This window comes from Paenibacillus sp. tmac-D7 (assembly GCF_006519665.1).
Classification (GTDB): domain Bacteria; phylum Bacillota; class Bacilli; order Paenibacillales; family NBRC-103111; genus Paenibacillus_G; species Paenibacillus_G validus.
In genome coordinates this window covers 1-14,188 of the sequence record NZ_VIDW01000015.1, presented here as the reverse complement: position 1 = coordinate 14,188, position 14,188 = coordinate 1, and the positions used below count along the sequence as shown (strand labels likewise).

General features: G+C 43.6%; 13 protein-coding genes. 11 read left to right on the top strand and 2 right to left on the bottom strand.

From position 1 onward, the window contains the following. Positions 1–18: 18 nt before the first annotated feature. A complete protein-coding gene (locus tag FKP33_RS12410) occupies positions 19–489 on the bottom strand; it encodes a ribonuclease H-like YkuK family protein (RefSeq protein WP_127607920.1) in 471 nt (156 codons plus the stop codon). A gap of 251 nt (positions 490–740) precedes the next feature. Between FKP33_RS12410 and FKP33_RS27690 the strand changes: the two genes are divergently transcribed. The 11 genes from FKP33_RS27690 to FKP33_RS12355 all read left to right on the top strand — a co-directional run bounded on the left by FKP33_RS27690 (position 741) and on the right by FKP33_RS12355 (position 13,650). Continuing rightward, positions 741–872 carry a hypothetical protein gene (locus tag FKP33_RS27690; protein WP_258313439.1) on the top strand — a complete coding sequence of 44 codons (132 nt, stop codon included), beginning with the start codon at positions 741–743 and terminating at the stop codon, positions 870–872. 246 nt (positions 873–1,118) lie between these two features. Then, positions 1,119–1,628: a hypothetical protein gene (locus FKP33_RS12405; protein ID WP_141335253.1), complete on the top strand. Its 510-nt coding sequence runs from the start codon at positions 1,119–1,121 to the stop codon at positions 1,626–1,628. Next, positions 1,625–2,323, top strand: coding sequence for an AIM24 family protein (locus tag FKP33_RS12400; RefSeq protein ID WP_127607922.1), 699 nt, complete (start codon positions 1,625–1,627; stop codon positions 2,321–2,323). Before FKP33_RS12405 ends, FKP33_RS12400 begins: the two co-directional genes overlap by 4 nt. Positions 2,324–2,449: 126 nt before the next feature. Further along, entirely contained in the window at positions 2,450–4,327 is a 1,878-nt protein-coding gene (locus FKP33_RS12395; RefSeq protein ID WP_141335250.1) for an MHYT domain-containing protein, read from the top strand. A gap of 173 nt (positions 4,328–4,500) precedes the next feature. Then, positions 4,501–5,739, top strand: a complete 1,239-nt coding sequence (locus tag FKP33_RS12390) for an MFS transporter (RefSeq protein WP_054798055.1) — start codon at positions 4,501–4,503, stop codon at positions 5,737–5,739. A gap of 8 nt (positions 5,740–5,747) precedes the next feature. Continuing rightward, the gene (locus tag FKP33_RS12385; RefSeq protein ID WP_230876035.1) at positions 5,748–6,221 is read left to right on the top strand and encodes a metal-dependent hydrolase; all 474 of its coding nucleotides are present in this window, start codon (positions 5,748–5,750) and stop codon (positions 6,219–6,221) included. A gap of 105 nt (positions 6,222–6,326) precedes the next feature. Continuing rightward, on the top strand, positions 6,327–7,625 hold the full coding sequence (locus FKP33_RS12380) for a site-specific integrase (RefSeq protein ID WP_141335248.1): 1,299 nt from the start codon (positions 6,327–6,329) through the stop codon (positions 7,623–7,625). Between the two features lie 48 nt (positions 7,626–7,673). After that, positions 7,674–7,880, top strand: coding sequence for a hypothetical protein (locus tag FKP33_RS12375; RefSeq protein WP_141335246.1), 207 nt, complete (start codon positions 7,674–7,676; stop codon positions 7,878–7,880). 606 nt (positions 7,881–8,486) lie between these two features. After that, positions 8,487–11,201: a hypothetical protein gene (locus tag FKP33_RS12365; protein WP_141335242.1), complete on the top strand. Its 2,715-nt coding sequence runs from the start codon at positions 8,487–8,489 to the stop codon at positions 11,199–11,201. Positions 11,202–11,205: 4 nt separating this feature from the next. Then, a complete protein-coding gene (locus tag FKP33_RS12360; RefSeq protein ID WP_141335240.1) occupies positions 11,206–12,948 on the top strand; it encodes a hypothetical protein in 1,743 nt (580 codons plus the stop codon). Between the two features lie 9 nt (positions 12,949–12,957). Then, on the top strand, positions 12,958–13,650 hold the full coding sequence (locus tag FKP33_RS12355) for a hypothetical protein (protein WP_141335238.1): 693 nt from the start codon (positions 12,958–12,960) through the stop codon (positions 13,648–13,650). Positions 13,651–14,036: 386 nt separating this feature from the next. Here FKP33_RS12355 and FKP33_RS12350 read toward each other — a convergent pair. Further along, positions 14,037–14,188, bottom strand: a 152-nt coding sequence (locus tag FKP33_RS12350) for a transposase domain-containing protein (RefSeq protein ID WP_141335236.1), incomplete at its 5' end; no start/stop codon positions are given.

Genomic DNA, 14,188 nt, shown 5'->3' with positions numbered 1-14,188 from the left:
CAGTGTAGCGGGCTTAAGCTATTCGGCGAACCGGTCGGCCACGGAGCTTGCGCCAAAAGACAACGGTTTAATGCGCGCCTCATAGCCGACCGATGTGACCCAACCGCAAATTTCTTGAATCAGCGCTTTCGTCTCGCCCTGCTGTCCGATATCGATATGGATTTCGAGCGGCCATTGCGACAGCAATTGGTCCATGCCTTTGCGGTTCAGGACGTCGACGAGCTCCAGGCTTAGCTCGGTCTCCTTGTAGATGCGTGTGCGGAGGTCGTTTAAGGGACGGCTGTTTTTCCGGCTGTAAAAGAAACGGGCCCCTCTGCCGATTCGGTGAATGATCACAGCGGTAATGAGCGTCGTATACTTGCGGGTCGTGTGCGAATCGGTACCGATGACGATTTTATACTGCGCATCGGGGTCGGCCTGCACGAAGGCATGCAGATCCAAGATCATGTCTTCCAGCGTGACGGAACCTTTGGTAGGGCTAACGAACATAAGCGGCTCAACTCCCTCCAAATTTGAAATGGACCTCTCTCTATATTTTACGCCAAATGAAGCAAAATAGTTTAAAGTTCCGCGGCTTCAGCCGCCTAATTATCGTTCAATCCGCATGAAACAAGAATAGGCGGGTCAACCTGGTACAGAGATTTCTAAAAATTCTGAAAAATAGATGCAAGTGCAGCGCTTTCATCATATAATAGAAGTAATCTGCCGGCATTGGCCGCAGCAAAAGGAGGCATGGAGTCATGGAAGGAAGATTGTCCGTCGGGTTGATGTTCGGAGTGATGCTCAGCGTTCCCCTTTGGCTGTCCATGATCGGATGGATGCGGTTGGTTGAATCGGCTGTCGGGTATTTGTCCCGGCTGCACGTGCTTTAATTTTACTATCGCTTTACTTGTTAACGCTTACAATATAATTTCCGGTGAAGATTACATGCGGCTGCGGATATGGAAGGACTGTGTTTCGGGAAGGCTTGGTGCCTGCTCGAAATGACAGTCCTTCTTTTTGTTTTATCCCTCTCCTAAACCTGTCAGGTTCCCTCGTGTTCCTTTTTGCGCGGCATGCTTGTACAATAAAACTTATCGGATAACCTAGCGTATGGCTTGTCAAAAGGAGGCTGACCCATGCCAGGGACTACGAATAAACGACGCACGCCCGGGAAGGAAATGCGCGTGTTGTCCATAACGCTGGCAGGGTTGCTGCTGCTGTTCGCCCTGCCGTGGCACACTGCCCATGCCGGAATAGTAGAACGGATTAAAGATATATACGGGATGCCCGAGCAAGTCGGGCAGCTCCAGGAGCAGTATGAAGAGACGAAACGGCAGCTCGAGCAAAGCCGGGAACAAATGGAGGAGACGGTGGCCCGATCTGAGGAAGCCGCCCGGCAATTCCGGGAGGCGGAAGCGAGGCTGCTGGAGGAGAACCGTGAGCTCCGCAGCCGCAACGATCGGCTCGAGCAGCTGCTCGAGCAAATGGAGGCCGCAAGACGGGCCCAATCGGTCCGAAATCGGCAAATTGCCGCTACCGCGCTGACTGCTGCCGGATTGGCGCTGCTTTATTTCATCATCACCCGGGTCATCCGCTTTACTTTATGGCGGCGGGGACGGGGCGGCGCGCAAGGGGGATCCGAATGAACATTCACGTGGACGGAACGGGGACGGAAGGACAAGCGGCGACGGTGGAGCTGTTCCACGGGGATACCGCGCATGTGCTGCACCCTTCCCGGATCATCGCTTATCAAGGCTCTCCGCAGGGGCGAGAGGACCGGATTTTAAATTTGTCCGGCATGTACCGCAAGAAAAAATGGGTCGAATCGCGCATCGCCGGACCCGCCCGGTTCGTGCTCGGTGTGCCGATGGGATTTCGTTTAAAGCCGTTGGAGCTGCCCGAGCAGAGCGACCTGCTGTTCGATATCCGCCATGTGCTGTTATATAGCGGCGGGATGAAGCTCGAAAGCCGCTTTCAGAAGGTCAAGCAAGCGCTTGTTACGCAGGACTGGGCGCGGATGAAATTTTCCGGGGGCGGACTGCTCGGGCTGCTGTCGGCCGGACCGCTCTGCGATTTGACGCTCGACCCGCACCGGCCCGTATATGTCGATGTCGGCTGCCTCGTCGCGTTCCCGGAGAAGGCGGCGATGCGGCTGCGTGTGTACGGCAATCCGCTCGCCAGCCAGCGGATGAATTATCAGTGGGAGATGACCGGGTACGGGAAGGTGCTGCTTCAGCCGACGCCGCGGGATAAAGCGTTCGCCGCCGGGATGCGGCAGGATTCGCTGCTTCGCCGTGTATTAAGAGAGGCGTTGCCCTTCGGCGGCATCTTCATTAAATGACATTTTATGTATATGTTAATAGCTTTTATAGGTTTACGTGGGAAAAGAAGGAATTTATAATCATACGTTAGAATTACTATATAGAGAGGACTTTATGTCATACAGCCTACTTAATTGAGGTGAAGTATGGAATACCTGCACGGAACTTACAGTTTACCTCTTGTGCTGCTCTCTGTATCGATTGCTTTCTTTTCTTCTTATTGTGCGCTGTATGTAAACGAACGCTTACTCACGATGAAAGGCAGATCCAGGGCGGTTGGGATGGGGCTCGGTGCGGTGGCCGCGGGGCTCGGCATCTGGTCGATGCATTTCGTCGGCATGCTGGCGTACCGTCTGCCCGTTGAAGTTCACTATGATACGACGTACTTGATCTTGTCGATGCTGCTGCCGGTCGCGGGGGTGTGGGCGGCGCTGTGGGTCATGACGCGAAGCGCCGTTTCCGGTTTGCAATCGCTGGCCGGCGGGCTGTTTACGGGGCTGGCTATCGCCGGGATGCACTATACGGGCATGGCGGCGCTTCGGCTGCCCGCGGTGCTGTCTTACGAACCGTACCTGGTTGTGTTGTCCTTCCTCCTTGCGTTTGCGCTGTCGTTCAACGCAATTCGGCTTTCGCTCCTGCATCGGCGAAAGCGCAGCCCATCCTCGCCTTGGAGGAAAGCCGGGGCAGCCGTCGTGTTCGGAACGGCGATCGTGGGCGTGCATAACCTCGGTATGCTGGCAGCTCAATTCAAAGCGCAGGGCCAAGTCGATGTCGTTCATCGCGCCGTTCGTATTGATGAGATGCTGCTCGCCTCATGGCTCGGCGCCGCCGCGCTGCTGATCGTCGCGATCGTTGCCGTCAGCCAGCATATGGACGGGCGCTTCGCGCTCCGGGTTGCCCACTTGAACAAGCAAAGATACGATTCGATCTTCGAGCACAATCCCGACATGGTCTGTATGTTCGACCTGAACGGTCGGCTGCTGCGTACGAATCCGGCGGCGGAGCGGGTCACGGGTTACGAATCCGGCGCCTACCTGGGCAGGCCGTTCACCCAATTTTTAAGCCGCCGCGACAGCCTTAAGATTCGTTCCTGCTTCGCAAGAGCGCTGCAGGGAACGCCGCAAACCGTCGAATGTACAATCCGCCATCGTTCCGGGCAAGAGATTATTCTGAGCACGACGATTGTGCCGATGATTGCGGACGGGAAGATCGCTGACATTTATACGATTTCCAAAGACATTACCGAGCAGAAACGTACGGAGAAGCAGCTGCTGCAAGCCAAGCTGGAGGCGGAACGGGTGGCGCGGATCAAGAGCGAGTTTTTGGCCTTCATGAGCCACGAGATTCGCAACCCGCTCAACGGCGTGATCGGCATGAGCGAACTGCTGCAGGAAACGGCGCTCTCCGCTGAGCAGCGGGAATATGTGAAGATCATCGCCAAGAGCGGCATGGGGCTGCTCACCGTCATCCAGAACATTCTTGATTTCACCAAGATGGAATCCGGCAAAATGACATTGAATCAAGCCCCCTTTAGCCTGCAGGTTACGCTAGAGGAGACGCTGCAGCTGTTCCTGCGGCAATGCCAGCAGCAGGAGCTGGATGTACGTTGGCAGCTGGATCAGGCGCTCCCCGCTTTGGTGGTCGGCGATGAAGGGCGGCTGAAGCAGGTGCTGCTCAACCTGATCGGCAATGCCGTTAAATTTACCGAAAAAGGCGGGATCGACATTCACATTCGCCAGAAAAAACGCGAGGGGGATCGGTTACAGCTTGAATTCACGGTTCGGGATACCGGCATCGGAATCGCCGAAACGAATTTGCCGCATTTGTTCCAGCCCTTCTATCAGACGGAAAATACGGCGAGGAAGCATGGGGGGACCGGGCTTGGCCTGGCGATATCAAGGCGGCTCGTCGAATTGATGGGCGGGACCATCGCCGTGGAGTCGAAGATAGGCGAAGGGACGAAGGTCATATTCACCATCCAGGCGCGCGTTTATGAAGATCGGACTGCAGTTGTCCCCTTATAAAGCCAGGCGCTTTCGCTCGCGGCTTGCAAGCTTCGGATTTCGATCCGGAGCTTGTTTCCGGTTGCAAGGAAATATCCGAATTTCCTGAAAACGTAAGAAACCTTTTGGCCGTGGCCGTCGTATTATAGTTGGTTGGGCACATTATAGCTAGTAAGGTTTGGAGGATGAAACAGATGGCTGCCAAAGCGGCGGGGATGGACGGGTTGTTTCGCAACCGGTTCGTGCAGGTGATTTTGTTGTCCGGTTTGCTGTTGCAGATCGGGATTTGGGTACGGAACTTCGCTATTCTTTTGTTTGTGGTCGATCAAACGAACGGGGATTCGTTGGCCGTTTCTTTAATTTCGGTGGCGGAGTTTGCGCCTATTTTTATTTTCTCCTTCATCGGCGGGACATTTGCGGATCGCTGGAAGCCGAAGCGGACGATGATTTGGTGCGATATCTTAAGCGCGCTTTCGATCTTCGTCGTTCTGTTGACGATGTCGGTTGGCTCGTGGAAAGCGGTTTTCTTCGCCACGCTCGTCTCCGCGATTCTGTCGCAGTTTTCTCAGCCCTCCGGTATGCGTCTGTTTAAGCTGCATGTCCCGGAGGACAAAATTCAAGCGGGGATGTCGCTGTATCAGACGATGTTTGCGCTGTTTATGATTTTGGGGCCGATTCTCGGCACATTCGTTTATCAGGAGTACGGCATTCGAGTGGCGATCGGCATTATGGGCATTGCGTTCCTGCTTTCTGCGGCGGTTTTGTTATTTCTGCCGAAAGATCCGGAGACGGAGCTTGACAGCGGCCTGAAGACGTCGCTGTGGGATGAGATGGGTGCGGGCTTTCGTTACGTGCTGTCCCGTAAGCTGCTCACGACGCTCGGCGCCTGTTTTGTGACGGCTGGTCTGGCGCTCGGCCTGATTCAGCCGCTCGGCGTATTTCTTATCACCGAGCAGCTCGGCTTGGATAAAGAGAACCTGAAGTGGCTGATGACGGCCAACGGGGTAGCGATGATTGTCGGCGGAGCCATCGCCATGGGCATGTCGAAGAAAATGTCGCCCCAATGGATGCTCGCCGTCGGTATGGCCGTCAGCGCGATAAGCCTGGCGATTACCGGCTTCTCCACGATGTTCTGGTTGACCCTTGCCGCCCAGTTTCTCGGAGGACTGGTGCTGCCGGCGATTCAGATCGGAATTAATACGGTCATTCTGCAAAATACCGATTCGGCTTTCGTCGGTCGGGTGAACGGCATTCTCAGCCCGATGTTCATGGGCGCTATGGTCGTGACGATGAGCATGTCCGGCGTCCTGAAAGAGGTTTTCTCGCTGATCGCTATGTACGAAGCGGCGGCCGTCTTGTTTGCGGCCGGCATTCTGGTGCTGACGCCGATTCTGAAGCAGCCTGCTTCAGCGGCTGTAGGGCAGAAGGTGTAGCCTGAGCGATGGATACGATCACACATACGTTATTCGGGTTAACGTTGTACGGCGCCGTTAACAAAACGGGGATGACGCGCAAAGAGAAGCAGGCGCTGCTGTTTACGACCGTAGCCGGGTCCCAGATTCCCGATATCGACGTCATCTCCTCGTGGTGGGACACGGCGGGCCGTTATCAGATGTGGCACCGGGGCTTGACGCATTCCGTCTTTCTCGTTCCGGTGTGGGCGGCTGTGCTGGCCGTGCTGGGCCGATGGATCTGGAAAACGCGCGGCTGGTTTTGGCTGCTGATCGGCGCCCTGGCTGTGTTCATCCACGATATAACCCTATGTATAAAGACGAAATTAGTTAAACGAAAACAAACAATAAAAAACAGTCCTCGATGCTATATTTATATAGTATCGAGGACTGTTTTTTATTTTGTTTATATTTCTAAGAGGAATATACGAATAAACGTAGAACTTATAATTTATTATACATAATGATTAAGTCACTTAAACGAAATGGATTCATAATGCTTAATTAAAGGGTGAGGGTGTAGCCCAAGCGAAAGCGCGGGAGACTTGGTCTTAGACGGAGGATTACTGGTGGATAATGTAGTTCCCTTTTCTATTCACAGAGATTGGACGGAAAAGATTAAAAGCATTAGGTTCGGTAAACGCAAGCTAACGATTATAGATGAACGTGGAAATGTAAAAAATTATATGTTTATTACTGTGGAAAACACCAAAAATAAGAAGTTTAAAGTAAGTGGATATACTCGATATTTTTACTTTGAAGGGTTAGGTAAAACAAGGATTGAGACATTGGATTATCACGCCAAAGTTATCGTATCTTTTCTGAACTATGTGTTTTTTGAAAAGTATAAGGTTTACCGTATTCGAAAAATAACGGACTTAGATATAAAGCATGGGAATGAGTATCTTAGGGATTTAAAGGATGGAAGAATTGGGAACGACCAAAAGACTCGGCAAACGGTTGAAAAAGTAGAGCGGGTGCTTAATAAATTTTATCGGTTTTTATTGAAGGAATGTAAGGACATGGAATTTGTGCAAAAAGAGGATGTTCATGTGAAGGTATCCTATTCCAAGCAGTATGGCAATGTGAAACAGAAATTCAAACGAGAACAGGATATATATAACACCCTGTTTCAAGTTGATTATTCTAGCATAACTGCATCACCACCGGAACGAATAAAGTCAATTTCCAGCTTTGTTTTCTCAGAGCTTCTTACTCTTTGTGACATTCATTATCCACAGCTCAAATTAGCGTTATGTTTACAGGCATTTGCGGGTTTAAGACGAGGAGAAGTATGTAATGTTTCACAAGACAAAATTCAATACAGTATGTACGGACTGGATATCGGTTGGTTTAGTATTAACCTGAAGGAAGTCACTCAATTGCGTACAGATGGCATAATTACAGGTGGAATCAAGAAACGAAGAATACAACCAGTACATCCTGTCTTCCTATCCATGTTTCAGGAAATTTACAACCAGCATTTGAAGTTAATTGAACATGTAAAAAATCCGTTTGGAGCTTTATTTCTTAACCGCTATGGTGAAGCGATGACATCTCAAGATTATGAAAATAAATTTACAAGGTTAGTTAAATTATTGATTGAGAGATTACTAAATAACGGCGACTTCTTGTCACTTAGTGAAGCAAATTTATTGATGAGCGGCAGAATGAATACGCATGTGCTGAGGCATTTTTTCACACAGTTTATATCAGAGTTAGAGCAAACGCGAAGTCCAGTCGAGATTGCTTATTGGAGAGGAGATAGCTCGTTAGAAACGGCAATTATATATCTATCCCACCATCCGTTAATTGACGATAAAATTTCTTTTATTCAAAAGAAGGTTTATGAAGATCTTAGTAGATAAGGGTAATTGTTAGTTATAACGTAAAATAAGTTCGGAAGGAAGAAGTGTATGAAGAAAGCTGATTCTGGAATTTCGGACGATTTTATAATACAGCTAGAAAAGGAGATTATTTGTCTCGAAAAAGAGCTTAATGATGTTCCGGATAATGCCTATTTGAAAGGCAAAATGGATGGGCTAAGGAGAGCGCTTCTTATATATCGTATGCTATTAAGATCAAAGTACAATTCCCATCCAGTTAGTATTGAGATAGACTAGCTCTAAGCTAGTCCTCCATAATGAGAGAAAACAAAGTCAAAATCGGAAATAAAGATAATACCACGGAGTAGAATGTATTATCGCGGGTCAATTGAAGTTTACCTGTCAATTGATTGTTTGTCCGGGTTAAAAAATAGATTTTGAAAGGTAAATAACTTTATGAAGATCTATGGATTATATGGTAAAAGCGGGACGGGCAAAAGTCACAAGGTTCAGGTTTTAGCGAACAAGCTAGGAGTAAATTCGATTATTGATGATGGCATTCTAATTGTTGGACAAACTCATGTGGCAGGAGTCTCTGCAAAATGCGAAAGGATCTCTGTTGATTCAATACAATCAACGGACGAAATTAGCTTAGCAGCAAGCAGGCGACAGGAAGGGCTACATGCTATTTCTATCAAACCTAGTAATGTGCCCAAGACGTATAGTGGCTGGTATGAATAGGAAATTGTTTCATTTGAAAATATAACTTTTGAAATTATCATAATCAGCCCTTACAGTAAAAATTTGTAACCATTTAATTTAGAGTAGTGGATTTGGTTGTATTCTCACTAGAGCTAAAGTTTAAAACTTATTGAACTCTAAGAAGAGGTAATAGGTGAAGGTATGTATGAAAATTATTACTCCATCGATGAAGTATGCGCCAAATTAAAGATTACTTTCAAAACTGTTGAGGCAGCTGTCGAAAAACAAATTTTACATCCTATATTAATTCCGTTTGGTTCGAAAACGAGAAAATTATTCCCGTATGAAGAAATTGACGCTATATCAAATCTTTTGGAACAAACCTACGGGATAAAAGAATTATTCAAACTGGCTCAGCAAGATGACAGGTTTTCGGATATCACCCTTAATACTCTGAGAAACTTCATTGATAGATACCCTATTCCCAAATTTGTGAATCCTATTGATTCATGGGATATAAGAAGAATTCTCAGATCTGATCTTAGGGGTTTATTTGATTACATTGATCAAAAATACAGAAGAAGAAAGTATGACTCGATTAAACAATGGATTAAACCCGGTGCAGAGATAAAATTTATTAGTGATGTAAATGGTTATTTGAATTTTGATTTTTTACGAGATTGTTATATAAACAAATATCATGCTAAAGGCTTCTCCAGCTTTCAGGATGTTGCGCGGCATACAATATACGTTGCTGAATATCAAAATGTGGATTGGTTTACTAATGAAAAATTCGATGATATTTACATAAAGTGTTCTGATGAAAACAAATTTTTGGAATTCTATGAACTCTGGGATAGAGTGAATAACCCGGAAGAATATTATACCAACAAAGAAGTTGCGCAAATGTTTGGCAGAAGGGTTGATACCATTGCCAAATTTGTTAATGCAATCAGAGTTGGTAAGTTATTATATTTAGAGAAATCCAAAGTGGACTACATATATAAGCTGGAAAAAGAGACGATTACGCTAAATGAGCTAGTTGAACAATTAAATTTGAAAACAGATCATGGAGACTGGTCGGATAAAAAAATCATCAGAGTCTTAGAAAAATTGGGAGTTGAGTATATTCCTCCAGGAAAACATCCCTTTGGACATGCGAATATCATTTTCCAGAAAGATGTACCAAAGATAAAAAAACATTTTGAAAATGAATTAACTCTTAAAACAAGCAGCCCATACAAAAAATATAAATTCCTTATCCAAAATATTAAACATAGTCATGTCCCCAGAACGATTGAGGCTTACGAAGATTTCGTGGTCGAAAGATTTAATGCAGTAACTAACGGAATTGTGTTGGTAAATGCTTTAGTATCCATTTACACAGAAACCTTTGGAACTCTAAAAAAAGAAATATTTGATTATGATAATAATGAATTGATGAACCTCTTGGACACGGTGGATACGAATACTGCTAAAGATGAAATGTCACGCTTTCTTAATTTTTGTAACCGTACTTTAAGTACGCGATATACAAATCAGTTCAAAATTCATAAAGGTACCAATGAAGAGGAAGTCCAGCCTTACTCGATTGAACAGTGGCTAGATTTTGGATTTCTTGTTTTTAATATACATCATGAGCATTACCCTATTTATCTGGAAAAAGCGCTAAACGTAAGAGGCTACGCTATGACCTGGCTCTATTGCTCGTTGCATTATGTTGTCGGTTGGAGGCACAGTGATCTTCTTGCATTGCCGTCCTTATCATTAGAAACTGTGCTGAGCATGAATGAATATGAGCTAATACAGAGCATTAGAGAAGGGAAATTCTCAAAAGAAATGGCTCAATTAATCATTAATGAAATGATGAGGATTGTTAAGGCCTTCCAAAGAAAACCTCAAAAAACAAAGAGAAAAAGTAATCAGCCATTGAAGGTGGTAGTTGAAGACAGCTATGTGCCAGTCATAGGAATGCTCATAGCTTTATGTGAGGCTCATCGGAGAATTGAAAAAAAGAAGACTTTGCTTACGGAAAGAGCCGGACGGAAAAACTCACATATAAATTTTTTTAGTGAACCATATCGTGAAATTTTCGGTGAAGGTCATTTTATGAACAGCAGAGCAGTGAAAACCTACCTAAATATTGTGCAAACCACAAGTCAAGATCAGGGATGGGGAATGGGTTACTATCTTGCCTCAATTATTCGAAGCCATAAACCCGATAAAAGAGGTATTGCGAGTACAACCCAAGTCTACTTGGAACATATCAATAAAAGCAATGATGTTGATCGGATAACCTTCGCTCTTTGCGAACGAGGGACATTTGGTTTTCTTCCGTATCTCATGTTGAAATTAATCGGCGGGGAACTATTTGTAAAAAAAGATATGCTGGAACAAAATGAGCAAATTTCAGAATTGTTGCCGATCAAACCGTATATGCTTGAGTGGTTGGTTAAAGGTGTTGTTGATAATCAATCAAGAGTAGCTGCTGTGATTAAAGAACTATTGGTGACTCCAAAAGAAGCAATGATGGAAATGCTAAGGAAAATATCATTAGGTGAAGCACCCTCTAAAATGGAACATTCACAATGCTTATTAAAGTCTGTTGATAGGTCGAAATGCATTTATCCAACTAGGACGGATTGTGTTGGATGCGAATATTTGATTCCCGAGATGTACTTTCTTTTACAGTTTAGGGATCTAATATCTCAAGTTCTAACAAACATTGAAACAGCCGTGTTTGAGTTCGATAGACAGAGATTTTCATATGCATTGCTGAATGCATATTTACCCATTCTTCAGGAGGCGGTGAATCTCTTTGGTCGAGAAAGGGTATCTGCTTTTATAAACTTAGTTGAAATTAAAAATAAAATTTTAAAATTAGGGACTAATAATCGATTGCAATTTCAGAGGTGAAGTCATGCTAATAATCGAGAAAAAGCTTGACGGAGCAAATATTTCAAGTGTTCAAGTTAAAGAATTCACAGAAATTGATTTTAACGAAGTCTATTTACTCTTTAATGAGTATAAGTCAAAAAATATCATACTTAATGAACATTTCGATGATTTAGTCTGGGAAGTGAGCAACGAGAAGAGAATTAGAAAAATGGATTTTGGGCTTAATGAAATTGTATTCTCCCAGGAATCAAAGAATCGGGATATTGGTCTATATATTGATTTAGTGAATTCTCTGAAGACGTTTGTTCTATACAAGCTCGGTTCTTCAGCAATGGAAACCATATATTTAATTCAAATAGCGATTAAAAATATATTAGAGAAAACGCACTACATCAATTTAACACAACTTCAATCACTCATGAATAGCGAGAATCAACCTTACGTTAGATATTACTATAATGTATTAGAATTCCTGGATTTTTATAATCTAAACGTAGATGAAACATGTATCGAAATCATAAATTATCATTATGAGTCTTATTGCATATCAGCTGAAGAAAATAGGTTTGACCGCCAAAGAAAGCTGGAGGATTTCCAAAGTATTTTTCGCTTGGGTGAAGCAATAGACTGGTATTGGGATATATGCGACCAGGATGAAAAAGAAAAGTATTATCCATTAAAAATTTGGTGGGAAATAACTACAAAAATTCCTTTACGAACTACTGAATTCTGTCTAACGCCTTATGATTGTACAAGGAAAGATGATGATAAGTATTTTCTGACTTTAAAAAGAACCTTATTGAAGGGAAACGTGCCTGCGGTATCTCATAAAATTAAAGATGACTATGAAGATCACGAGATAAGAATTGACGAGGAGCTTTATCTTTTAATACAAAATTATAAGGCAATTGTAGACCATTATGATTCAATGGAAAATTTCTATGACCGTGATTATCAGATTATTGGAAAAAGGCAGTTTCTGTTATCTCATCGATCTTATTTTAAATGTCTGGAAGATAAAAAATCTACTTTCAAGAATACAAAAATATTAGAGCAATTTAATGAATATCATCTCAGAAAGATTATTCAGCAGTTTTATGTTAATGTGCTACAAAATAAATTTAATTATCAGGTGATACCGAAAAATAACGGTAACGAGTTGCAGCCTTATCAAATAGAACTCATCAGTCCGATGGACACAAGGCATTACGCGTTTATTAATTTAGTATTGAATGATATTGAACCGATTATGATAAAGGAGATTGCCCGGCATGGATCCGTTGATAGCAGTTACCATTACTACAACCATGTGGGCAGCTTTGTGAAATGTTTTACCTACAGCATGGCCAAAAGAATGGCGTTAAAAAATCGTGAGAAAATGGGGATTTCTATAATACATATGAATTCCTTTAATCACGAATATGCTTATCGTACAGCCATTGAAAAACAAGAAGTGAGGTATCGTGAAGTAACAGGCGGCAGATGTATTAATCCTTCTGAAGGATTTGAGGAGTGTTTGAAAAATAATAACGACTGTGCAATATGTAGATTCTTCCGGCGTTCATCTACTACTAACAATCAAGGCATTTTGCAACGTATTAACAGTAATGAAGAAAAATTAGCGACTGAAATCGACGCGTTACAAGAATTAGTCAAGCAATTCAAAAGATCGAAAAATTTTTCGGAAGATTATGGTGTAATCATTAACAAGATTAAAAGTCTCGCGAATCAAAATGCGCTATTATTAAGTAAATATGTCATGTAAGGAAGTTGAATGATGGCTCGAACATCCATTTTTGATACAAATGAACTAAAAGAGATCCTTCATAAATTTTTTAAAGATAATAAACATAAAGTAATGCGGCTGACTTTCAGTAACCTGGCTGCATATGCAAGCCAAGACTTAGGGATCTCTAACATTAGGTATTACCACTTTGCCCGAAATGAAGAGATTAATAAGATGGTAGAGGAGTATAATCAAACATTAAAAAGCAGCGATATTATGTATACCGCTAATAATAACTTATTTACCACCTTAAATATCAAAGAGTTTGTAAAAAACAATTTAGGCAACGCGCAGCAGCTGACATTTTATTTGACCCAGCTTCAAGAAAATCAAAAGAAATTATATGACCAAACTATCGACGCGGAATTCCAAATCAAGAAGCTTCAGGATCAAGTTCGCAAGCTTACAGAACAAAAAGAAAAATATAGGAATAAAAATAAAGAATTGTCCAAGCTTTTCGATCAATTGAAAGAAAAAACGGACGTATATATTGAGGCATTAAATCTCAAGGATGAAAAGCAGCTGCTTAAAGCGTTGCATAGTACGAAGCTAGTTTATGTCATTAATGAGAATGATGAGGAAATGAGCACAATTCAAACAGATAACATCCAGCAATTAGATGAGACTAACGGTAAAGACTTGGAAAAATTAATGGAGCAATATGGAGATATTTTCTCCTAATTGAGAACTAATCCGAAGGGTTTGCCTCTGGTGTACAAAATGATCCTTTCTTTTGATTAAAAGAGAATACGTGTTTTTACTTAAATGTTAAAGAATGAGACAGTGGTGATTGGAAAATTACCCGCGGCGTCTTTGTTCAAGCTGGTTTCCCTCACGTGTAGAGTAGCTTTTTTGATGATGACACGGGATTATGGCCCCCTTTCATTTGAAAGCTTAGGCCGATCCTGATAAACCTAGGAAAAGAAGCTATTGTTAAATAGGCGATGGAGTTTAACTATACAACGCAGGAACGGCTAATGACTCTTACCAGAAGTTTATTTAACGTAAGCGTCAAATAACTCGGTGGATAGAAAAAAGAGCAAAACTCGAGTGAACAGAGCTTTGCTCTATTGGCAGGCTTCTTGGACTTCTGGGCTCCAGGGAAGGTAATCTTCAAGAAACTCCGGATGCTGTCCAAACTGAACCCCCGGCAATTGGCTGAAGATGAATTGAAGATATTTAAACGGATTAAGACCATTTGCCTTAGCACTTTCGATGA

Bases quoted from the DNA above. Each gene is read 5' to 3' on its own strand.
- FKP33_RS12410 (WP_127607920.1), bottom strand. From the start codon at position 489: ATGTTCGTTAGCCCTACCAAAGGTTCCGTCACGCTGGAAGACATGATC.
- FKP33_RS27690 (WP_258313439.1), top strand. From the start codon at position 741: ATGGAAGGAAGATTGTCCGTCGGGTTGATGTTCGGAGTGATGCTCAGC.
- FKP33_RS12405 (WP_141335253.1), top strand. From the start codon at position 1,119: ATGCCAGGGACTACGAATAAACGACGCACGCCCGGGAAGGAAATGCGC.
- FKP33_RS12400 (WP_127607922.1), top strand. From the start codon at position 1,625: ATGAACATTCACGTGGACGGAACGGGGACGGAAGGACAAGCGGCGACG.
- FKP33_RS12395 (WP_141335250.1), top strand. From the start codon at position 2,450: ATGGAATACCTGCACGGAACTTACAGTTTACCTCTTGTGCTGCTCTCT.
- FKP33_RS12390 (WP_054798055.1), top strand. From the start codon at position 4,501: ATGGCTGCCAAAGCGGCGGGGATGGACGGGTTGTTTCGCAACCGGTTC.
- FKP33_RS12385 (WP_230876035.1), top strand. From the start codon at position 5,748: ATGGATACGATCACACATACGTTATTCGGGTTAACGTTGTACGGCGCC.
- FKP33_RS12375 (WP_141335246.1), top strand. From the start codon at position 7,674: ATGAAGAAAGCTGATTCTGGAATTTCGGACGATTTTATAATACAGCTA.
- FKP33_RS12365 (WP_141335242.1), top strand. From the start codon at position 8,487: ATGTATGAAAATTATTACTCCATCGATGAAGTATGCGCCAAATTAAAG.
- FKP33_RS12360 (WP_141335240.1), top strand. From the start codon at position 11,206: ATGCTAATAATCGAGAAAAAGCTTGACGGAGCAAATATTTCAAGTGTT.
- FKP33_RS12355 (WP_141335238.1), top strand. From the start codon at position 12,958: ATGATGGCTCGAACATCCATTTTTGATACAAATGAACTAAAAGAGATC.